This is a genomic window from Tepidiforma bonchosmolovskayae, assembly GCF_008838325.1.
GTDB lineage: Bacteria > Chloroflexota > Dehalococcoidia > Tepidiformales > Tepidiformaceae > Tepidiforma > Tepidiforma bonchosmolovskayae.
Genome location: NZ_CP042829.1, coordinates 2,205,302 through 2,225,294, shown reverse-complemented (window position 1 = coordinate 2,225,294; position 19,993 = coordinate 2,205,302). Strand labels below are relative to the sequence as shown.

20 protein-coding genes and 1 riboswitch are annotated in these 19,993 nt (G+C 70.9%); of the genes, 11 read left to right on the top strand and 9 right to left on the bottom strand.

What is annotated here, in order from left to right:
- Positions 1–8 precede the first annotated feature (8 nt).
- The 7 genes from Tbon_RS11090 to Tbon_RS11060 all read right to left on the bottom strand — a co-directional run bounded on the left by Tbon_RS11090 (position 9) and on the right by Tbon_RS11060 (position 6,412).
- Complete coding sequence (locus tag Tbon_RS11090) at positions 9–1,709, bottom strand: urease subunit alpha (protein WP_158067765.1); 1,701 nt, start codon at positions 1,707–1,709, stop codon at positions 9–11.
- Complete coding sequence (ureB, locus tag Tbon_RS14420) at positions 1,706–2,083, bottom strand: urease subunit beta (RefSeq protein WP_158067764.1); 378 nt, start codon at positions 2,081–2,083, stop codon at positions 1,706–1,708. The genes Tbon_RS11090 and ureB overlap by 4 nt, the downstream gene beginning before the upstream one ends.
- Positions 2,080–2,382: an urease subunit gamma gene (locus tag Tbon_RS11080; RefSeq protein WP_158067763.1), complete on the bottom strand. Its 303-nt coding sequence runs from the start codon at positions 2,380–2,382 to the stop codon at positions 2,080–2,082. The genes ureB and Tbon_RS11080 overlap by 4 nt, the downstream gene beginning before the upstream one ends.
- A 125-nt stretch (positions 2,383–2,507) precedes the next feature.
- Entirely contained in the window at positions 2,508–2,771 is a 264-nt protein-coding gene (locus tag Tbon_RS11075) for a MoaD/ThiS family protein (RefSeq protein WP_158067762.1), read from the bottom strand.
- Positions 2,771–5,038, bottom strand: coding sequence for a xanthine dehydrogenase family protein molybdopterin-binding subunit (locus Tbon_RS11070; RefSeq protein ID WP_158067761.1), 2,268 nt, complete (start codon positions 5,036–5,038; stop codon positions 2,771–2,773). The genes Tbon_RS11075 and Tbon_RS11070 overlap by 1 nt, the downstream gene beginning before the upstream one ends.
- On the bottom strand, positions 5,035–5,517 hold the full coding sequence (locus tag Tbon_RS11065; RefSeq protein WP_158067760.1) for a (2Fe-2S)-binding protein: 483 nt from the start codon (positions 5,515–5,517) through the stop codon (positions 5,035–5,037). The genes Tbon_RS11070 and Tbon_RS11065 overlap by 4 nt, the downstream gene beginning before the upstream one ends.
- A gap of 22 nt (positions 5,518–5,539) precedes the next feature.
- Complete coding sequence (locus Tbon_RS11060; RefSeq protein WP_158067759.1) at positions 5,540–6,412, bottom strand: FAD binding domain-containing protein; 873 nt, start codon at positions 6,410–6,412, stop codon at positions 5,540–5,542.
- A gap of 126 nt (positions 6,413–6,538) precedes the next feature.
- Here Tbon_RS11060 and Tbon_RS11055 point away from each other — a divergent pair, with 126 nt between their 5' ends.
- Positions 6,539–8,377 (top strand): DUF2207 domain-containing protein, encoded by a 1,839-nt coding sequence (locus Tbon_RS11055; RefSeq protein WP_192497936.1) that lies wholly within the window; start codon positions 6,539–6,541, stop codon positions 8,375–8,377.
- Positions 8,378–8,435: 58 nt separating this feature from the next.
- Here the strand turns inward: Tbon_RS11055 and Tbon_RS11050 are convergent, their stop codons facing one another.
- Positions 8,436–9,170, bottom strand: a complete 735-nt coding sequence (locus Tbon_RS11050; protein ID WP_158067757.1) for a glycerophosphodiester phosphodiesterase — start codon at positions 9,168–9,170, stop codon at positions 8,436–8,438.
- Between the two features lie 50 nt (positions 9,171–9,220).
- On the bottom strand, positions 9,221–10,030 hold the full coding sequence (locus Tbon_RS11045; RefSeq protein ID WP_158067756.1) for an MBL fold metallo-hydrolase: 810 nt from the start codon (positions 10,028–10,030) through the stop codon (positions 9,221–9,223).
- Between the two features lie 167 nt (positions 10,031–10,197).
- Positions 10,198–10,324: riboswitch (cobalamin riboswitch) on the top strand.
- A 210-nt stretch (positions 10,325–10,534) separates the two neighbouring features.
- Here Tbon_RS11045 and Tbon_RS11040 point away from each other — a divergent pair.
- Genes Tbon_RS11040 through cobU form a run of 10 tightly spaced genes read left to right on the top strand, consistent with a single transcriptional unit; the run spans position 10,535 to position 19,941 of the window.
- Positions 10,535–11,629, top strand: a complete 1,095-nt coding sequence (locus Tbon_RS11040; RefSeq protein WP_158067755.1) for a FecCD family ABC transporter permease — start codon at positions 10,535–10,537, stop codon at positions 11,627–11,629.
- Between the two features lie 17 nt (positions 11,630–11,646).
- Complete coding sequence (locus tag Tbon_RS11035) at positions 11,647–12,765, top strand: ABC transporter substrate-binding protein (RefSeq protein ID WP_158067754.1); 1,119 nt, start codon at positions 11,647–11,649, stop codon at positions 12,763–12,765.
- Between the two features lie 13 nt (positions 12,766–12,778).
- Positions 12,779–13,591, top strand: coding sequence for an ABC transporter ATP-binding protein (locus Tbon_RS11030; protein ID WP_158067753.1), 813 nt, complete (start codon positions 12,779–12,781; stop codon positions 13,589–13,591).
- Positions 13,588–14,148, top strand: coding sequence for a cob(I)yrinic acid a,c-diamide adenosyltransferase (gene cobO, locus Tbon_RS11025; RefSeq protein WP_158067752.1), 561 nt, complete (start codon positions 13,588–13,590; stop codon positions 14,146–14,148). The genes Tbon_RS11030 and cobO overlap by 4 nt, the downstream gene beginning before the upstream one ends.
- Positions 14,148–15,188, top strand: coding sequence for a nicotinate-nucleotide--dimethylbenzimidazole phosphoribosyltransferase (cobT, locus tag Tbon_RS11020; protein ID WP_158067751.1), 1,041 nt, complete (start codon positions 14,148–14,150; stop codon positions 15,186–15,188). The genes cobO and cobT overlap by 1 nt, the downstream gene beginning before the upstream one ends.
- Positions 15,185–15,946: an adenosylcobinamide-GDP ribazoletransferase gene (gene cobS, locus Tbon_RS11015; RefSeq protein WP_158067750.1), complete on the top strand. Its 762-nt coding sequence runs from the start codon at positions 15,185–15,187 to the stop codon at positions 15,944–15,946. The genes cobT and cobS overlap by 4 nt, the downstream gene beginning before the upstream one ends.
- The gene (gene cbiB, locus Tbon_RS11010) at positions 15,943–16,857 is read left to right on the top strand and encodes an adenosylcobinamide-phosphate synthase CbiB (RefSeq protein WP_192497935.1); all 915 of its coding nucleotides are present in this window, start codon (positions 15,943–15,945) and stop codon (positions 16,855–16,857) included. The genes cobS and cbiB overlap by 4 nt, the downstream gene beginning before the upstream one ends.
- Entirely contained in the window at positions 16,854–17,906 is a 1,053-nt protein-coding gene (locus Tbon_RS11005; RefSeq protein ID WP_192497934.1) for a pyridoxal phosphate-dependent aminotransferase, read from the top strand. Before cbiB ends, Tbon_RS11005 begins: the two co-directional genes overlap by 4 nt.
- The gene (locus Tbon_RS11000) at positions 17,906–19,387 is read left to right on the top strand and encodes a cobyric acid synthase (protein WP_158067747.1); all 1,482 of its coding nucleotides are present in this window, start codon (positions 17,906–17,908) and stop codon (positions 19,385–19,387) included. The genes Tbon_RS11005 and Tbon_RS11000 overlap by 1 nt, the downstream gene beginning before the upstream one ends.
- A complete protein-coding gene (gene cobU, locus Tbon_RS10995; RefSeq protein WP_158067746.1) occupies positions 19,387–19,941 on the top strand; it encodes a bifunctional adenosylcobinamide kinase/adenosylcobinamide-phosphate guanylyltransferase in 555 nt (184 codons plus the stop codon). Before Tbon_RS11000 ends, cobU begins: the two co-directional genes overlap by 1 nt.
- The last annotated feature ends 52 nt before the right edge of the window (positions 19,942–19,993 follow it).

Genomic DNA, 19,993 nt, shown 5'->3' with positions numbered 1-19,993 from the left:
CCTCCGGGTCAAAAGAGGAAGTACCGGGTGGTCATCGGCAGGGACGCGGCGGGCTCGCAGACGGCGGGCTCGCCGTCGACGGTGACGGCGAACGTCTCAGGGTCGACGCGGATGTCGGGGAGGGCGTCGTTGTGAACCATGTCGCGCTTGCCGATGCCGCGGGTGTTGGTGACGGCGACGGCGGGCGTGCGGAGGCCGAGGCGGGCCGGGACTCCGGCATCGAGGGCGGCTTTCGAAAGGAAGAGGCGGCGGGTAGCGGGGACGCGCGAGCCGAACATCGGCCGGTAGCGGACCGGCTCGGGCGTTGGGATGCTCGCGCCGGGGTCGCCCATCGCCGCCCAGGCGATCATGCCGCCCTTGATGACAAGCTCGGGCTTCACGCCGAAGAACGCCGGATTCCAGAGGACGATGTCGGCGAGGCGGCCGGGCTCGATCGAGCCGATGACGTGGGCGACGCCCTGGGCGATGGCGGGGTTGATGGTGTACTTGGCGATGTAGCGCTTGACCCGGGCATTGTCCGCGCCGGGCGGGTCGCCGGGGAGGGGGCCGCGCTGGCGCTTCATCTTGTCGGCGGTCTGCCAGGTGCGGAGGACGACCTCCCCGGCGCGGCCCATGGCCTGGCTGTCGGAGGACATCATGGAGATGGCGCCGAGGTCGTGGAGGATGTCCTCTGCGGCGATCGTGGTAGGACGGATGCGCGACTCGGCGAAGGCAACGTCCTCGGGGACCGCCGGGTTGAGGTGGTGGCAGACCATCAGCATGTCCAGGTGTTCCTGGATGGTGTTGACGGTGTACGGGCGGGTCGGGTTCGTGGAGGAGGGGAGGACGTTGGGCAGGCCCGCGACCCGGATGATATCGGGAGCGTGGCCGCCGCCCGCACCCTCGGTGTGGAAGGTGTGAATGGTGCGCCCGGCGATGGCGGAGATAGTCGATTCGACGAAGCCGGCCTCGTTGAGGGTGTCGGTGTGGATGGCGACCTGGATATCGAAGGCGTCAGCGACGCGGAGGGCGGTGTCGATGGCAGCGGGCGTGGAACCCCAGTCCTCATGGAGCTTCAGGCCGCAGACCCCGGCTTCAACCTGTGCCCAGAGGGCGGTGACGTCGGACGTATTCCCTTTCCCGAGGAAGCCGATGTTGACGGGGTAGGCGTCGGCGGCTTCGAGCATGCGGGCGATGTTCCAGGGGCCCGGCGTGCAGGTGGTGGCGTTGGTGCCGGTGGCCGGGCCGGTGCCGCCTCCGAACATGGTCGTGATGCCGTTCGTGAGGGCCTCTTCCACCTGCTGAGGGCAGATGAAGTGGATGTGGGCATCGATGCCGCCGGGGGTTGCGATGAGGTGCTCGCCGGCGATGACTTCGGTGCGTGGGCCGATGACGAGGCCCGGGGTGATGCCGTCCATGGTGTCGGGATTGCCGGCGGCGCCGACGCCGACGATGAGGCCGTCGCGGATGCCGATGTCGGCTTTGACGATGCCCCAGTGGTCGATGATGACGGCGTTGGTGATGACGACGTCGAGGGCCTCGGCCGGGCTGGCGGTCTGGGCCATGCCGTCGCGGATCGTCTTGCCGCCGCCGAAACAGGGCTCGTCGCCGGGGACGTGGTAGTCGCGTTCGACCAGCACCCAGAGGTCGGTGTCGGCGAGGCGGATGCGGTCGCCGACCGTGGGGCCGTAGAGGTGGGCGTACCGGCTGCGGGAGAGGGACTGGCTCACGGGATGAACCCCCGTTCGCGGGCGGCGGCGAGCGCTTCGTCGAGGGACCGGTCTGCAGCAAGGCCGTTGAACCCAAGGATGCGGCGGGCGCCGCCGAAGGGGATGAGCCGGACGGTATGCGTCTGCCCTGCTTCGAAACGGACGGCGGTGCCGGCGGGGATATCGAGGCGGCGGCCGAAGGCGCGGGCGCGGTCGAAGCGGAGCGCGGCGTTGACCTCGAAGAAGTGGAAATGGGAGCCGACCTGGACGGCGCGGTCGCCGGTGTTGGTGACTTCGAGTTCGACGACATCGCGGCCGGCGTTGATGACAATCTCGCCTTCGCTGAAGCGGATGGCGCCGGGGACGGCGTCGGTGTGCTGACCCGTGCTGCTCATGGGATCGGGTTGTGGAGGGTGACGAGCTTGGTGCCGTCGGGGAAGGTGGCTTCGACCTGGACGGCGTCGATCATCTCCGGGACGCCGTCCATGACGTCGTCGCGGGTGAGGAAGGCGCCCTGCATGGCCATCAGCTCGGCGACGGAGCGGCCGTCACGGGCGGCTTCGAGGAGGCCCGAAGCGATGACGGCGACCGCTTCAGGGTAGTTGAGGCGAAGGCCGCGGGCGCGGCGTTCGCGGGCGAGCATGGCGGCAAGGGTGATGAGGAGTTTGTCGACTTCTCGCTCGGTGAGTCGCATCGTGGCTCCTGCACGGCTGGGATGGAGGAGACAGTAGGGCCGGGCAGTTTCGGACGTGTTTCAGGGCAGGCTGCCGGATGCGCTCGTAACGAGATTGCAACAGGCGTCCCCCGGCGGGGCGGCCCTCAGCCGCCGCCGAGGGCAGGGACGATGGTCACCTCGGCGCCGGGGGCGATGGCGTCGTGGAGGCCGAGCGGCAGGATTTCGCCGTCGATGGCGAAAGCGAGCTCGGGCCGGAGGCGGCCGTCTTCGACGACGCGGGCGTAGAAGCCGGGACAGCGGGCGTCGATGGCGCGGAGGAGCTCGTCGATGGTGGCGGCGGCGACCTCAAGCTCCGGCGACCCCCCGCAGAGGCTGCGGAGGGTCGCCGGGATGGTGACGCGAGCCATCAGCCGGAGAGGCCGTTGAGCGCCTCGACGATTCGCCGGGGCGACATCGGCAGTTCGGTGAAGCGGTAGCCGGTGGCGTCGTAGATGGCGTTGGCGATCGCCGCGAGGGGCGGGACGATCGGCACTTCACCGACGCCGCGGACGCCGTAGGGGTGGCCGGGGTTCGGCACCTCGACGAGGATGGTGTCGATCATGGGGACGTCGAGGGCAGTCGGCATCCGGTAGTCGAGGAAGCTGGCGTTGACCATCCGGCCCTGCTCGTCGAAGACGTACTCCTCGTTGAGGGCCCAGCCAATCCCCTGAACGACGCCGCCCTGGATTTGGCCTTCCACGTACGACGGGTGGATGGCGGTGCCGACATCCTGGACGGCGGTGTAGCGGAGAATGGTGACCTTGCCGGTATCGGGGTCGACCTCGACGTCGACGATGTGGGTGCCGTAGGCGCCGCCGACGCCGCGGGCGACGAGGGATGCCTTGCCGGTGATCGGGCCGCCGGTGCGGGCGGACTGGGCAGCGAGCTCCTTGAAGGTGAACTGGCGGCCGTCCTTCTTGCTGCGGATGATGCCGGCGTCGTACTCGACGTCGTCTTCGGGGAGGCCCCAGAGCTTGGCGGCTCGGGCGACCATTTCGCGGCGGATGGCCATCCCGGCTTCGTAGACGGCCATGCCGGTCGCGAAGGTGGTGCGGCTGCCGCCGGTGACGTCGTTGTGGCCGATGGAGTCGGTATCGACGACGGAGGGGCGGATGTTCTCGTAGGGGATGCCGAGGGTTTCGGCGAGCTGCATGGCGAGCGAGGCGCGGGTGCCTCCGATGTCGGTGGAGCCTTCGATGAGGTTGACGGTGCCGTCGGTGTTGACGGCGACGACGACGCTGGACTGCATACCGCCGTTGAACCAGTAGCCGGAGGCGACGCCGCGGCCGCGGTAGGGGCCTTCGATGGGCGAGCGGTAGTGGTCGGAGTTGAGGGCTGCTTCGACGCACTCCTCGTGGCCGATGCGGGGGAAGGCGATGCCGTTCACCATTTTCGTGCCCTTGCGGGCCGAGTTGACCTTGCGGAAGACGAGCGGGTCGACCTTCTGATGGCGGGCGAGCTCATCGATGACGCTTTCGATGGCGAAGGCGGCTGCGGGGGCGCCGGGGGCGCGGTAGGCGGCGGTCTTCGGCTTGTTGACGACAACGTCGTAGGCGTCGATGACGAAATTCTCGACGTTGTAGGGGGCGAGCATCGTCATCGAGCCGGCACCGACGGAAGAGCCGGGGAAGGCGCCGGCTTCGTAGAAGAGGCTGGCCTGGACGGCGGTCAGGCGGTCGCCTTTGGCGGCGGCTTTCACCCGGATGACCGTCCCGGAGGTCGGGCCGGTGGCTTCGAAGACCTCGGTGCGGGACATCACGATCTTGACGGGCCGTCCGCTTTTCTTGGACAGGAGGGCGGCGACCGGGTCGAGGTAGATGGGGAGCTTGCCGCCGAAGCCGCCGCCGATCTCCATCGGTACGACTTTGACCTGGGCGATCGGCTTGCGGAGGACCTCGGCGACGAGGTTGCGGACGGCGAAGGCGCCCTGCGTGCTTGTCCAGATGGTGAGGGTGCCGTCGGCGTTCCAATTCGCGGTGGAGTTCTGCGGCTCGATGTAGCCCTGGTGGACCATCTTCGTGCGGAACTCGCGCTCGATGACGACGTCCGCTTCGGCGAAGGCAGCCTCGACATCGCCGCCCTGGAACCGGTTGTAGCTCGCGACGTTGGACGGCTTCTCGCTCAGCTCGCCGGTCATGAGGGTCTTGGTGCGGCGGTTCTCATCGAGGAGGGGGGCATCGTCGCGCATGGCGTCGAGAACATCGAGGACGTGCGGGAGCACCTCGTACTCGACCTTAATCAGCTGGAGCGCTTCTTCGGCGAGGTGGGGGCTGGTGGCAGCGACGGCTGCGACCGCATGGCCGCGGTAGAGGACCTTCTGCGAAGCGAGGATGTTCTCGGCGACTTCCCTGACGTTGACGGCGCTTTCGCCGAGCTCTTCGACGCGGTCGGCGGCGACGGGGAGGTCGGCGTGGGTGACAACAGCGAGGACGCCGGGGGCGCGCTCAGCTTCGGAAGTGTCGATGCGGAGGATGCGGGCGTGCGCGTGCGGGCTGCGGAGGATCTTCCCGTAAATCATGCCCGGGAGGCGGATATCGGCGCCGTAGAGCGCTTTTCCGGTGACTTTTTCGACGCCGTCGGGGCGGATGGGGCGGGTGCCGATGACGCGGTACTGGGGTTTTTCGACAGTGGTCACGAGCTGGCCTCCTGGAGCTGGCTGGCGGCGCGCTGGACGGCGCGGATGATTTTGTCGTAGCCGGTGCACCGGCAGAGGTTGCCGGAGAGCCAGAAGCGGATGCGGTGTTCGTCCGCGTCGGGTTCGCGGTCGAGCAAGGCCTTGGCCGCGATGATGAACCCGGGGGTGCAGATGCCGCACTGGAGGGCGGCTTCTTCGAGGAAGGCCTGCTGGAGCGGGTGGAGCCGGTCGCCGCGGGCGATGCCTTCGATCGTGGTGATCTCGGCGCCGTCAGCTTCGACGCCGAGGACGCAGCAGGAGTTGACGACCCGGCCATTCATGATGACCGAGCAGGCGCCGCAGTTTCCGTTGTTGCAGCCTTCTTTGCTGCCCGTAAGGCCGAGTTCTTCGCGGAGGACTTCGAGCAGGCTCTGGCGCGGCTCGCAGAGGAAATCGCGCTCTTCGCCGTTGATGCGGGCCTGGACGTAGGTGCGTTTCATGGGTGTGGTCGTGCTCCGGGTGCTACTGGGCGCCGCGGATGCGGCGGAGGGCGTTTTCGAGGGCGCGGACCGTCAGGACGCCGGCGAGGTGCCGGCGCTGGGCCACGCTCCCGCGCATGTCGTCGATGGGCCTGGCTGCGGCCCGGGCGGCTTCGCCGGCGGCGGCGAAAGCCTCGGCGCCGGGCTCGCGGCCGAGCAGGGCGTCGCGTGCGGCAGGCACGAGGATGGGCGTCGGAGCGACGGCGCCGAGGGCGACACGCGCATCGGCGATGCGGCCGGCATCGTCGAGGGCGAAGCAGACGCCGGAGGAGGCGACCGCGATGTCCATCTCGTTCCGCGGGATGAAGCGGTGGTAGAACGCGGCGCTTCGCGGCGGCAGCGGCGGGATGCGGACCGAGACCAGAATTTCGCCGGGCTGGAGGGCGTTCTGGCCGGGGCCGACGAAGAAGTCGGCCACGGGCAGGGTGCGTTCGCCGGCGGGCCCTGCGATGCGGAGCGTCGCGCCGAGCGCCATCAGGGCAGGAGAGGAGTCGGCGGCCGGGCTGGCGTTGCAGAGGTTGCCGCCGAGGGTGGCGCGGGACTGGATGGCGATGCCACCGATGATCGAGGCGGCGTCGACAAGGGCGGGGAAGTCGCGCCGGACGACCGGGTGCTCGTAGATTTCGGCGAGGGCGACGGCGGCGCCGATTTCAAGCGCGCCTGAGGGCCCGACGGTGATCGAGGTGAGCTCGGGCACGTGCTTCAGGTCGATGAGCAGGTCGCACGAGCGGCGGCCTTCCCGGAGCTGGACGATGACGTCGGTGCCGCCGGCGAGAAAGAGGGCGCGGCGGCCGTTGCTGGCGAGGGCCAGGGCTTCGGCGAGGGAGCCCGGCCGGGCGTAATCGAATGCGTGCATGGACCTTCCCGGAGGAGGATGAAGCGGCTGAGGCCGCGTGGTAACTCGCGATCATACGCCGGCGGGGCGATGCCGTGGTAACGGGGCGCAATTCCCGGCAACGGCCGCTCCTCTAGAATGGCGCGGATGGCGAAGGTCGCCGTGTTGCCGGGCCTGCTTGCGGTCTTCGCGGTCGCGCTGGCTGCCGCGCTGGCAGGCGGCGCGCCAGCGTTCGGGCAGGAGACCGGCTGGTCAGTGACGGAGTTCGCGGCGACGTACCGGGTGCAGCCGAACGGCGACGTGCTGGTGGAAGAGCGAATTACGGTCGATTTCGGCAACCTGCAGCGGCACGGCATCTACCGGGACCTGTTCGAGACGGCCCGCTGCGGACCGCCCGACCCCGGCGCAGAGCAGCCGCTGCACCCGTGCCCGGCGGGGCAGGTGCGGAAGTGGGTGTACAGCGATTTCGCGGTGGTGGACGCGGACGGCAAGGCATGGACGTTCAAGCGGGAATCGGCGCCGGGGACGATTCGGCTGCGCATCGGCGACCCGGACGTGACGGTCTCGGGGCGGCAGGTGTACGTGGTCAGCTACCGGCTGGGGGGCGCGCTCGACGCCTACGCCAGCCACGACGAGCTGTACTGGAACGTGACCGGGCAATGGCAGGTCCCGGTCGAGCGGGCCTCGGTGCGGGTGGTTCTGCCGGAGGGCGCGCAACCGGCGACGGCATGCTTCGCAGGTGCCGCCGGCTCACGGGAGAGCTGTGCCGCGTCGGTCGCGGGGAGCACGGCGGAGTTCATGTCGCGCCGGATGGAGTACGGTGAGCAGTTGACCATCGTGGTGGGATGGCAGCCGGGCATCGTGACCGTCCCGGCGCCGAAGGTCATTGACCCGGCGCGACCGGGCGACTACTTCGAGCTCGATGCGCTGGAATGGGGCGGGTTCGCGGTCACGGCGCTCATCGGCGTGGCCGGGGCGCTGGCGCTCTGGTGGCGGCACGGGCGCGACCGCCAGTACCGGACGATCTACTACCTGACCGAGGATGCCTCGGAGGAGACGAAGCCGCTCTTCGGGGCACCGCCACTGGTAGTCGAGTACCTGCCCCCGGACGAGCTGCGGCCGGCGCAGATGGGCGTGCTGCTCGACGAGCGGGCGGACACGCTGGACGTGACCGCGACGATCGTCGACCTCGCGGTGCGGGGCTACCTCCACATCACAGAAATCCCGAAGAAGGGCCTGCTCGGGAAGACGGACTGGGAGCTGGAGCGGCGAAAGGACGGCAGCGACCTGCTCCCCTACGAGAAGGCGCTGCTCGACGCGCTGTTCGCGTCCGGGGACCGGGTGAAGGTCTCGGAGCTGAAGTACGAGTTCGCCGACGACCTGCAGAAGGTGCAGAAGCTGATTTACGACGATGCGATGCAGCGGGGGTGGTTTGCGGTGCGGCCCGGAGCCTCGAAATCGGCGGCCGGCGTGGCGGCGGTGGGATGGCTGCTGGGGGCGGTCGGCCTTGCGCTGCTGAGCGCGACGCTGCTCGGGCGGGGGCTGCTGCCGGTGGGATTCGGCGCGGGCGGCCTGGCGCTGCTGGTGCTGACGCCGTCGATGGCGCGGCGGACGGCGAAGGGGAGCGAGGCGCTGCGACGGGTGCTGGGGTTCCGGCTGTACATCGAGACTGCGGAGACACACCGGCAGGAGTTCAACGAGCAGGCGAACATCTTCGCGCGGTACCTGCCGTACGCCATCGTTTTCGGGTGCGTGGGGAAGTGGGCGAAGGCGTTCTCCGGCCTGGACGACCAGGTGCAGGCGTCAACGTCCGGCTGGTACACGGGCGCGGGGATGTTCCAGGTGGCTGCATTCTCGCAGGGGCTGCAGGGGTTCAACAGCTCGGTGGGTTCGACGCTGGCGGCGACCCGGTCGAGCAGCGGCTCCGGATTTGGCGGGGGCGGTGCGGGCGGCGGCGGAGGCGGGGGCGGCGGCGGCTCGTGGTGAGGCTTGCGGCAGTCGACCGGCTGCTCTTCGAGCTCGTGTACCCGGGCCCGGTGGCGGCCTAACCGGCGTCGAGCCAGGCCCGGAGCCGGTGGGGGACGTTGGTAATGATGCCGGCGACCCCGGCATCGACGAGCCGCTCCCAGTCGGCCGGGCTGTCGGCAGTCCAGCACCAGACGGTGACCTGGCGGCGCCGCGCCCGCACGACGAGGTCGCGGGTGACGGCATGGTGCTCGACCGAGATGGCCTGGCCGTTCCGTTTGAGGAGGCCGCCGAGCAGGCGTTCGACCCCATCGCCGGCGACGGGCGGGGAGATGATGGCGGCCGAGATGCGGGGCTCGAGTTCGCGGGCGCGGGCCACGATGTCGGGCGAGAAGGAGTGAATCGCGGTCCACGACTCCGCGCCGCGGCGCCGGATGGTGTCGATGACCGCTTCGACGTTGCGGGCGTCCTGCCCGGGGTCGCCGGGTGTCGGTTTGAGTTCGCACATGATGGTGAGGCGGCCATCGACGAGGTCGAGGACCTGCGCGAGGGTAGGGACGGGCTCGCTATTGCCGGCATCGGCGGACTGGAGGGCGGCGAGGGGGAGGTCGCGGACGCGGCCTTTGAGGTTGGTCGTGCGGTCAACCGTCTCGTCGTGCATGAGGACAGGGACGCCGTCGGCGCAGAGCTGGACGTCGATCTCCATCGCCTCGGCGCGGGCATCGAGGCAGGCGCGGACTCCCGCAAGGGTGTTGGCAGGAGCTTCGCCGGCGGCGCCGGCGTGGCCGATGACGAGCACGTACGGTTTTTGCATCGGCCCAAACTTTACCTGCGGGGACGGGTAGCGGGAAGCACGCGGGGGCGCTACGGGCTTTCGGATTCCTTGACCTTTCGCGCCGGGCGGCGGCGGGCCGCGAAGCCGGACGCGAACGCGGCAAGCCGGCGGGCGCGTTCGAGCGCGGTGCGCGGGGTGAGCGGGCGCCGGGGGAGGGCTGCGAGTGCGGCGAGGGCGGTATCGAACCCGGTGAGGAGCGGGACGCCGTGGCCGGGGAAGCCTGCAGGCGGCGCCAGCCGGGCGAATTCGGCGATGGACTGGAGGTACCGGGCATCATCGTGGTTCGCCCAGCGGAGGGATCGCGTGAGTTCGCCGCCGTGGCTGATGACGAGGTCGCCGACGAAGGCCGCACCGAGGTGGTCGGCGATGAAGCAGAGGGAACCGGGGGTATGGCCCGGCGTGGGGATGGCGCGGATCCCGGGGAGGACCTCCTGCGGCGCTTCGACCGCGAGGGCCACGGGCACAGGCGCGGGACGGCGGCGGACGAACGCGGCCGCCAGCCGGAGGGGGTGGCTGCGGCCGATGCCGGAGCGAAGGACGAGCCGGCCGTTGCGCAGGCGGCAGTCGCCGGCGCCGGCGATGACCGGGGCGCCGGTCGCGGAAGCAACTGCGGCGGCGGCGCCGGTGTGGTCGCGGTGACGATGTGTAAGGAGGATGCCTTCGAGCGGGCGGCCGATGGATTCGAGGGCGCGGAGGATGGCGGGCGAGCTATCGGCGAAGCCGGTATCGACGAGGGCGACGCCGCCGGAGGGGATGGCGACGACGAAGACGTTGGAGCCGCGGGTGCCGGCTAGCCACCAGACGCCGGGCAGGGGTTCTTCGGCGAAGGGGGCGGTCATGCGGCCATCGTACCTGAGCGAGGAGTCTCGTTGGTTCAGATGCGGCGGAAGGGGCGACGGAAGGGTAGGCGGCGCCGCTGGTGGAGATTCGAGGGCTGGGCGCCCGGATTACGGGACGGCCGCCGCCCGGGGCCGGCGAGGCGCGAGCAATTTGCGGCGAGCGAAGCGGCTGTGCTAGAGTCCGGCGCGACGTCCGTTTGCGAACCCGGTGTGAATCCGGGGCTGTCCCGCAACTGTGATCCGCCCGACAGGGCGGTAAGCCAGGTCGCCAGCGGCGTCGGTGTCTAGCCCGCGGGGAAACGGGTAGTGGACACGTGGTTTGGCAGGCTGCCTTCCATGTGACGAGCCCACTGCCCCTCCAGCGAGAGGGGCTTTTCGTTGCCCGGGACTAACCGGCGACGAACCTCGCGGGTGCCCGGCCGGTTTCGAACCGGGGGCACCCGCCCGTCATTCCGGAGCCTGCCGGCGGCGTGGCTGCTCCCTGCCCCGGGCGGAGGGAGAGGGATGGACGACACAGCCACGGCCCCGGCGGCCCCGGTTGAAGCCGCCGCGCTGCGCGGGATACGCCCGGCGGCGCGATTTGCAGCGGCGATGGTGCTGCTCGGCGCTGCCTGGGCCGCTGCGTCGGTTGCAGCGGTTGCGAATGGTCCGGTGCGCATCCCGCCATCGCACGTCGTGTCCGTGCTGGCGGCGCGGGCGGGCGTCGATGTCGGCACATTCGCCGAGCGGGAGCGGCTCGTGATCGAGCGGCTTCGGCTGCCGCGGGTCGTGCTGGCGACACTGGCCGGCGCTTCGCTGGCGGCTGCCGGGGCGACCATGCAGGCGCTCTTTCGCAACCCGCTGGCCGACCCGGGCCTCCTCGGGGTGTCATCGGGGGCGGCGACCGGGGCTGTGACGGCGATTGCGGCGGGCCTGGGCGCGGCCTCGATCTGGCTGGTGAGCGGGGCCGCTTTTACCGGGGCGCTCGGAGCCGTGGGACTGGTGTACCTGCTCGGAGCGCCGGGGGGACGTCCCCACCCGGGGAGCCTGCTGCTCGCCGGCGTGGCGGTGAGCGCGTTTCTCGGCTCGATCACGGCGGTGGTCATCGCGCTGGTGCCGCCTGACGAGGCGCTGCGCGGCATCCTGTTCTGGCTGGCCGGGGGATTCAGCGGCGCATCGTGGGCGTACGCGCGGGTAGTCGCCTGGCCGATCGCGGCCGGGCTGCTCGTCCTCGGGCTGGCCGGGCGGCAGCTGAACCTGCTCTGCATTTCGGACGAGGTTGCGGCGTCGAGCGGGGTGCACCTCGGGCGGACGCGGGCGCTGCTGCTCGGAGCCGCGACGCTCGTGACGGCTGCTTCGGTGAGCGTGAGCGGGACGATCGGGTTTGTCGGGCTGGTGGTGCCGCACGTGCTGCGGCTCGTCCTCGGCCCTGATTACCGGTACCTGCTGCCGGCCTCGATGGTCGCGGGCGCCGCGGTGCTGGTCGGCGCCGATACGGTGGCGCGCACGGTTGTGCGCCCGGCAGAGCTGCAGGTCGGCATGGTGACGGCGCTGATTGGGGCGCCGGTGTTTGCGGTGATTCTGCTGCGGCAACGGTCGCGGCTGGCAATCCAACTTTGAACTCCAGAGGAGGGAGCATGTTTTCGAAACGACGGGTCCTGCGGCGGTTGGCGCCGGCACTGCTGGCGGCGCTGGCAATTAGCGCATTCGCACCGGCCTGCGGCGGCGACGACGGTGATGAGACGTCGGCCCCGCCGCCGACCACGGCCGCGACGGCAGTCACAGCCGCAACTCCGACCGAATCGCCCGCAAAGCGCATCGAAGCGCGGCTGACGGGCGTGCCGGGCATTGTGAACCCGGCGAACCTCTCGTGGCCGCGGGACGTGGAGGGGCTGAACGGCAGGCGGACGATCAAAGAGAAACCGCTGAAGATTCACACCATGTCGGCGGGGATCGACGAGATTACGCTCTCGCTGGTCCCGATCGAGCGGGTCGTCGGGGTCGGCTCGGCGACCAAGAACCCGGACACCTCGAGCTTTGCATCGCTGGTCAAGAATTTGCCGACGGTCGCACGTGAACCGGAAGCGGTCATTGCAAGCGGAGCAAACCTGGTGATTGCGACGCCGACGCAGAAGGCGGACGTCGTGGCGGCGATCGAGAGCGCGGGAGTGACGGTCGTGCAGCTGAATCTCGACCCGACGCCGGCGGGCCGCCTCAACGCAATCCTGCTGCTGGGCTACATCTACGGGGAGGAGGAGCGGGCGATAGCGCTCGCGGATGAAGTGGAGGCACGGTACCGGAAGGTCGTCGACGTGACCGGCAAGAAGCCGGACACCGAGAAGCCGGTGGTCGCCCACCTCACGAAGTACACCTCGCTCTACATGGCGGGTTCCGGGACGACGGGGGAGGGGATCATCACGGCGGCCGGTGGGCGAAATGCGGGGACGCTCAGCGGGATCAAAGGCAACCAGCAGATCGGCCTCGAAGCGATTCTCGCGGCGAACCCGGACCTCATCATCATTCCGATGCCGGGGGAGGCCGGCGAGAAGTTCAAGGCTGAGCTCATGGCTGAGCCGACGCTCGCGGGTGTACCGGCCATCAAGAATGGGCGGGTGTACGTTGTTCCGCCAGCGCTGTACACGACGAACTCGTTCGCGAACGTCCGCGCGGTGGAGCACCTGGTCCATATCCTCTGGCCGAGCGAGTTCCCGGTGGCCGACCCGCCCCAGTTCTCGCTCGCAGGCCAGGCCAGGTAGCGGGGGAGAACCGATGGCAACCCGTTTCGAGCTGGTCGCCGAGCAGGCCGGCTACCGCGCCGGCGGGCGGTGGCTCGTGCGGGACGCGACCCTGACGCTGGGGCCGGGCCAGGTTATCGGCCTGGTCGGCCCGAACGGGGCGGGGAAATCAACGCTGGCGAGGCTGCTGGCCGGGCTGCTCCGCCCGGCCGGCGGCTCGGTCTGCCTGCTTGTCGAGGGCCGTCGCGTTGATGGCGGGCAGCGGGCGCGTGAGCTGGCGTATGTGCAGCAGTCCATCCCGGAGGCGCCCGGCTTCACTGCCGGGGCGCTTGTGCTGATGGGCCGGTACCCGCACCGCGGCCCCTTCGAGCCCGAAGGGCCGGAGGACCGCAAGGCGGCGGCGCGGGCGATGGCCTGGACGGGCGTGCTCGACCTGGCCGGGCGGCGGTTTGATTCGCTTTCGGGCGGCGAGCGTCAGCGGGTGCTGATCGCGCGGGCGTTCGCGCAGGCGCGCTGCGCGGTCATTCTCGACGAGCCGACCGCGTCGCTGGATGTACGGCACCAGCTCGAACTGATGGCCCGCCTGCGCCTGCTGGCCGGCGAGGGGATGGGGTTCGTGGTGGTTCTTCACGACCTCGAGATGGCGGCGCGCTGGTGCGACCGGCTGCTTCTGCTGGACCGGGGAGAAGTGGCCGCGGCCGGGCCGCCGCGGGAGGTGCTCCGGCCGGAGCTGCTCGAGCAGGTATATGGGCTGGCGGCACGGGTCGACTGGCAGGAGGCCGGGTGCCGTATCGCTTTCGAGCTGCCGGGGTTGGAAGCGGCAGGAGCCAGGGGAGGCAGGAGATGACCGGATCCGAGCACCAGCCGGTCAAGGGACCGCGGAAGCGGAAAGGGCTGCTGATCGTCAACACAGGGAACGGCAAAGGGAAAACGACTGCTGCGCTGGGCATGGTGCTGCGTGCGTGGGGACGGGGGATGCCGGTCGAGGTGTACCAGTTCATCAAGCCGCCGACGGCGAACTTTGGGGAACACAGGGCGGCGAAGCGGCTCGGCGTCCCCGTGTACCCGCTGGGGGACGGATTTACGTGGAAGTCGAAGGACCCGGAGCGGACAAAGGCGCTGGCCCTCCAGCAGTGGGAGCGGGCGCGGGCCCGGCTGACGGACCCGGACCTCGCCATGCTGGTGCTGGACGAGTTCACCTATCCGATGCACTACGGGTGGCTTGACCCGGCGGAGGTGGTTGCGGCCCTGCGGGCGCGGCGGCCGATGCTCCACGTCGTGGTGACGGGCCGCTATGCGCCGGGGGAGCTGGTGGAGGCGGCGGACCTGGTGACTGAGATGACACTCATCAAGCACCCCTACCGCGAGCAGGGGATCAAAGCTCAACCAGGAGTGGAGTTCTGATGCGCATCGACATTCCGGAGTTCGACCAGGCGGCGGCTGACGCCGCACAGCATCGGCTCGACCGGCTGACGAAGCCGCAGGAGAGCCTCGGCCGGCTGGAGGAGCTGGCCGTACGGCTGGCCGGCATGACCGGAAATCCGCGCTGCCGCTTCGAACGGAGGACGGTGGTGGTAATGGCAGCCGACCACGGCGTGACCGAGGAGGCGGTTTCCGCCTTCCCGCAGGAGGTGACCGCCCAGATGGTGGCGAACTTCGCCGCAGGCGGGGCGGGCATCAACGTGCTCGCCCGGCAGGCGCGCGCCCAGGTCGTGGTGGTAGACATGGGAGTGCGGACAGCGCCGACGGCAACGGGCGTGCTGGACCGGCGGCTCGGGCCGGGGACTCGCAACATGACGCGCGAGCCGGCGATGACCCGCGCCCAGGCGGAGGCGGCGGTTGCCACGGGGCGGGAGCTTGCAGCCCAGCTGGCCGCGGGCGGAACCAGCATCGTGCTGACGGGCGAAATGGGTATCGGCAACACCACGGCGGCGAGTGCGGTGACGGCTGCGCTGACCGGGCGGCCGGCGGCCGAGGTGACGGGCCGGGGGACTGGCCTGGACGACGGCGCGCTGGCGCACAAAATTGCCGTGGTGGAGCGGGCGCTAACGCTGCACCGGCCCGACCCGGCCGACCCTATTGGGGTGCTGTCGGCGGTGGGCGGTTTCGAAATTGCCGGCCTCGCGGGGCTGGTGCTGGGGGCGGCCGAGCGGCGGATTCCGGTCATCCTCGATGGGTTCATCACGGGGTCAGCGGCGCTGGCAGCATGCGCGATGGCGCCAGGCGCCCGGGAATACCTGATCGCCTCGCACCGCTCGGTTGAGCCAGGGCACGGAGTTCTCCTGGGAGCGCTTGGGCTGGAGCCGCTGCTCGACCTGCGCTTGCGACTCGGGGAAGGGACCGGCGCAGCTCTCGCGCTGCAGCTGGTGGATGCCGCGGTCGCGGTCCGGGACGAGATGGCGGAGTTCGCGGAGGCCGGCGTCTCGGAGCGGCTGGACGGATGAACGGGCTGCTGGCGGCGATCGGGCTGCTGAGCCGGCTGCCGGCGGGCGGGGCCTCGTGGGCACCCGAGCGGGCTGCGGGCTGGGTCCCGGCCGTGGGGCTGCTCATTGGCGGGAGCGTCGCCGGCGCAACGTGGGCTGCGCACGCGCTCCTGCCGCCGCTGCCGGCGGCGGCGATTGCGGTTGCGGCGTGGGCGGCTGTAACCGGCGGCCTCCACCTCGACGGCGCTGCCGATGCTGCCGACGCCGCGCTGGCAGCGGCTCCGCGGGAGCGACGGGTCGCGATCCTCGGAGACGTCCACCACGGGACGTACGGGGTGGCGGCGGTCGTCCTCATTGTCATTCTGAAGGTGAGCTGCCTCGCCAGCCTGCCCGGGGGTACCGCGGCGGGGGCAGCGTTCGCGGCTGCCGCAGGGGCGCGGGGTTGGCTGCCGGCCACGGCGCGGGCGTTTCCGCCTCTTCGACAGACGGGGATGGGGGCTGCTTTCCGGGCCGGGTGCAAGTGGAGCGCGGTACTGACCGGCGCGGCGGCAGCCATCGCGGCAGGGGGTGCGGCGCTGGGGTGGTGGGGGATTGCGACAGCCGCAGCAGGGGCGACTACGATGCTTCTGGTCGGCTGGGGCCTCGGGCGGGCGTTCGGGGGTCTGAACGGCGACGGCTACGGCGCGTGCATCGAGCTTGGGGAGTGCGCGGTGCTGCTGGCGGCCGCGGGGCTGGCATCACAACTGGATGCATGGGCAGCCTGGGAGGCAGTCCGATGATTCGGCGGCGCGCGGCGGTACTGGGCGTGGTGGCCGTCGTCGACCTCGCGCTCGGGGAGCTGCCGAACCGCTGGCATCCGGTTGCGCTGCTCGGCCGGGCCGCGGCGTACCTGGACCGGTTGCTAACGGCCGAGGGACAGCGGGACACAGCCACACGCGGCGTACTCCTCACGGCGACGGCAGCCGGGCTGGCCGCAGGGGCTGCCCTTGGGGTGGCGCGCGGGGCGCGAGGCCGAGGCGCGGCCGGTTTCTTGCTGCAAGCGCTTGCGCTGAAACAGACGCTCTCAATCCGGGCGCTGTTCGACCACGCGGGACGGGTTGCCGCGCGCCTCGAGGCCGGGGACCTCGCTGGAGCGCGCGCGGCGGCCGCGATGATGGTCAGCCGGCGGACGGACGACCTGCCGCCGGGGCTGGTCGCATCGGCGGCGATTGAGTCGCTGGCGGAAAACCTGTCGGACAGCGTTGTGGCGCCGGCGTGGTGGTACCTGGCGGCAGGGCTCCCGGGGGCGGCCGCGTACCGGGCGGTCAACACGCTGGACGCGATGGTCGGCTACCGTTCGCGCGGGCGGTTCGGGATGGTGCCGGCGAGGCTGGACGACGTTCTGAACTGGGTGCCGGCGCGGCTGACGGCTGCCTCGCTTGTGCTGGCGCGGCCGCTGCCCGCGGTCCGGCAGGTGAGTCGGCTGGTGCGCGATGCGTGGTCGACGCCGAGCCCGAACGCGGGGTGGCCGATGGCAGCGATGGCGCACATCCTCGGCGTGCGGCTGGAGAAGCTGGAGCATCACGTCCTGCATGCAGCGGGCCGCGAGCCGGTGGCTGCGGATATCCGGAGAGCGCAGCGGGCCGGTGCACTGGCGCTGGCTGCGACCGCGCTGGCCGGGGCAACGGCATGCTGGAGGGCTGGCGAATGAGCGGACGGGTGGTGCACGGCGGGGTAACGGAGGCGGAGCTGGCCGCTGCTGCAGCGGCGGGCATCGAGCTCGTCGACCTGAGCGCGAGCCTGAACCCGTACGGTCCGCACCCGGCGGTGACGGCAGCGGCGGCGAACGCGACGATCGGCCGGTACCCCGAGCCGGACGCTGCGAAACTGCGCCGGGCATGGGCGGACCGGTTCGGGCTGGAGCCGGGGCAGGTGCTGGCGGGCAACGGCACGAGTGAGCTGATCTATCTCCTCTGCCGGGCGTTTGCCGGGGACGGCGGCTGCCTCGTCTTCGGGCCGACGTTCGGGGAGTACGCTGCGGCCGCGCGCGCTGCCGGCATGTCCTCGGTGGAGGTGCCCTACCCTGCTCGCGGCAGCGACGCGGGGCGGCTGTTCGCAGAGCTGCGGCCATCGCTGGCCTTCCTCTGCAACCCCAACAACCCGACCGGCGAACTGTGTTCGCGGGAGCTGGTTGAGCAGCTTCGGCGGGCAGCACTGGCCGTGTGCGGCCGGCTGGTGGTGGACGAAGCTTACATGCCGTTCGCGTGGCCGGAGGATGAGAGCGTCGAGCCGGCTCCGGGGCTGCTGGTGCTGCGTTCGCTGACGAAGGTCCACGCGGTGCCCGGGCTCCGGCTGGGCTTCCTGCTCGGGACGCCGGATGACATCGAACGGGTTTCGGCGCAGCAGCCGCCGTGGTCGGTGAGCGCGCCGGCGACGGCGGCCGGGATGGCGGCGCTCAAGCTGGAGGCGTTTTGCCGGGAGAGCGCAGGGAAGGTCGCGGCGACGCGTACGCGGCTGCTCGACGCGCTCGAGCGGGCGGGGTTCGCCGTTCGCCCATCGCTGGCGAACTTCCTGCTCGTGCGGGTGGGGGACGGCGCGGCGTTCAGGGCGCGACTGCTCGGACGGGGGTTCGCTGTCCGGGACTGCGCTTCGTTCGGGCTGCCGGAGTGGGTGCGGGTGGCAGTCCCGCACGAGCGTTACGTTGAGCGGCTGCTCGAGGCTATGTCGGAGGTACGGCGATGTCTCGCGGGGGAGTCTTGATGGTGCAGGGGACCGCCTCGTCGGCGGGGAAGAGCCTGCTGGTTACGGGGCTGTGCCGCCTGTTTGCACGGCGAGGCGTACGGGTTGCGCCGTTCAAGGCGCAGAACATGTCGAACAATGCGGCGGTGGTGCCCGGCGGAGGCGAGATCGGGCGGGCGCAGTACGTGCAGGCGCTGGCGGCGCGGGCGCTTCCGCGCGTGGAGATGAATCCGGTGCTGCTGAAGCCGGAGGGGAACCTGCGGTCGCAGGTCGTGGTCCTCGGGCGCCCGATTGGGACACTGCACGCGGCCGCCTACCAGGAGGCGAAGGCGCGCATCTGGGATGACGTGGCGCGGTCGCTCGACCTGCTCCGCGAGGCGTTCGACCTCGTCATCATCGAAGGGGCGGGAAGCCCGGCGGAGATCAACCTGAAGGCGCGGGACATTTCGAATATGCGGGTGGCGAGGTACGCGGGAGCGCCTGTGCTGATTGTCGGTGACATTGACCGGGGCGGCGTGTTCGCGCACCTGTACGGGACGTACCACCTGCTCGAACCAGAGGAGCAGGCGCTCGTGAGGGGATTCATCATCAACAAGCTGCGGGGGGACCCTTCGCTGCTTGAGCCGGGGCTGCAGGAGATCAAGCGGCTGACCGGGGTGCCGGTCGTTGGGGTTGTTCCGTGGATTCGCGAGCCGGGCATCGCCGAAGAGGACTCGGTTGCGCTCGACCGGCGGCGGGACACGCACGGCCCATTCCGGGGGGTCGACGTCGCGGTGATCCGGCTGCCGCGGATCGCGAACTTCGATGACTTCGACCCGCTCGAACGGGAGCCGGACGTGCGGGTGCGGTACGTCGGGCAGCCGGGCCAGCTCGGGGAGCCGGACCTCGTCATCGTCCCGGGGACGAAGGCGACCCGGGACGACCTTGCGTGGCTGCGAGCTGAGGGGTTCGATGCGGCGCTGGAGCGGCTGCGGGCTGCGGGGGTGCCGGTGATCGGGATCTGCGGAGGATTTCAGCTGCTCGGGGAGGCCATTGAAGACCCGGAGGGGGTGGAGGGGGAGGCGGGCGCTGCCGAGGGGCTGGGGTGGCTGCGTTGCCGGACACGGTTCGGGCGGGGGAAAGTTACCCGCGTGAGCCGGGTCCGCCTGGAGGGCGGGCCCGGACTGCTCGACGGGTGCGCGGGTCTCGAGGTCGAGGGGTACGAGATCCACGCCGGGGCGACAGCCATCGAGGGCGAGCCGGCGGCCTGGACCATAGAAGGGGAGCCGATCGGGGCCGCCTCGGACGATGGGCTGGTCTTCGGGTGGTATGTCCACGGGGCCTTTCGGGATCGGGAGTTCAGGGCGCGGCTGCTGGGGAACGTGGCGCGCCTCCGCGGGAAGCCCTTTGCGCCGGGTGAGGTGGAGGACGAAGATGCGGCCTTCGACCGGCTGGCCGACGTGCTCGAGTCGTCGCTGGACATCGAGCGGGTCGCATCGTGGGCGCTGGCGGGGGCGGAGTGATGGGCCGGCTGACGCTGGTCACGGGCGGGGCGCGGAGCGGCAAGAGCCGTTACGCCGAGGAGCTGGCGGCTGCGACGGGGGCGCCAGTCGTGTATGTGGCGACGATGGAGGCGACCGACGAGGAAACGGCGGGGCGGGTGGCGGCCCACCGGGCACGCCGCCCGGCGCGATGGGCCACCGTCGAGGAGCCGCTGGACCTGGCGGGCGCGGTTGCAGGGGCCGATGCCGGAGCGACGGTGCTGGTGGAGTGCCTGGCGACGTGGTGCGGGAATCTGTTCTGGCGGGCGGGGCTGGGCGATGATGCGCCTCCCGCGGCATGGGAGCGGCTGGTGGAGGAGGCGGCGGCCGGGGCGCGGCGGCTCGCGGCGGCGGCGCGGGCGCGCGCGGGCGCGACGGTGGTGGTGACAAACGAGGTGGGCTGGGGGATTGTGCCGGTCGGCCGGCTGACGCGGTACTACCGCGATGCGCTGGGGCTGGCGAACCAGGCGATTGGCCGGGAGGCGGATGCGGTGGTGCTGGTCGTGGCGGGGAGGGCGCTGGTGGTGGGGAGCTGAGGGCGTCGTCCGGGTGGGGGAATGCGGCCGCATGGGCGACGAAGCGGCGGAG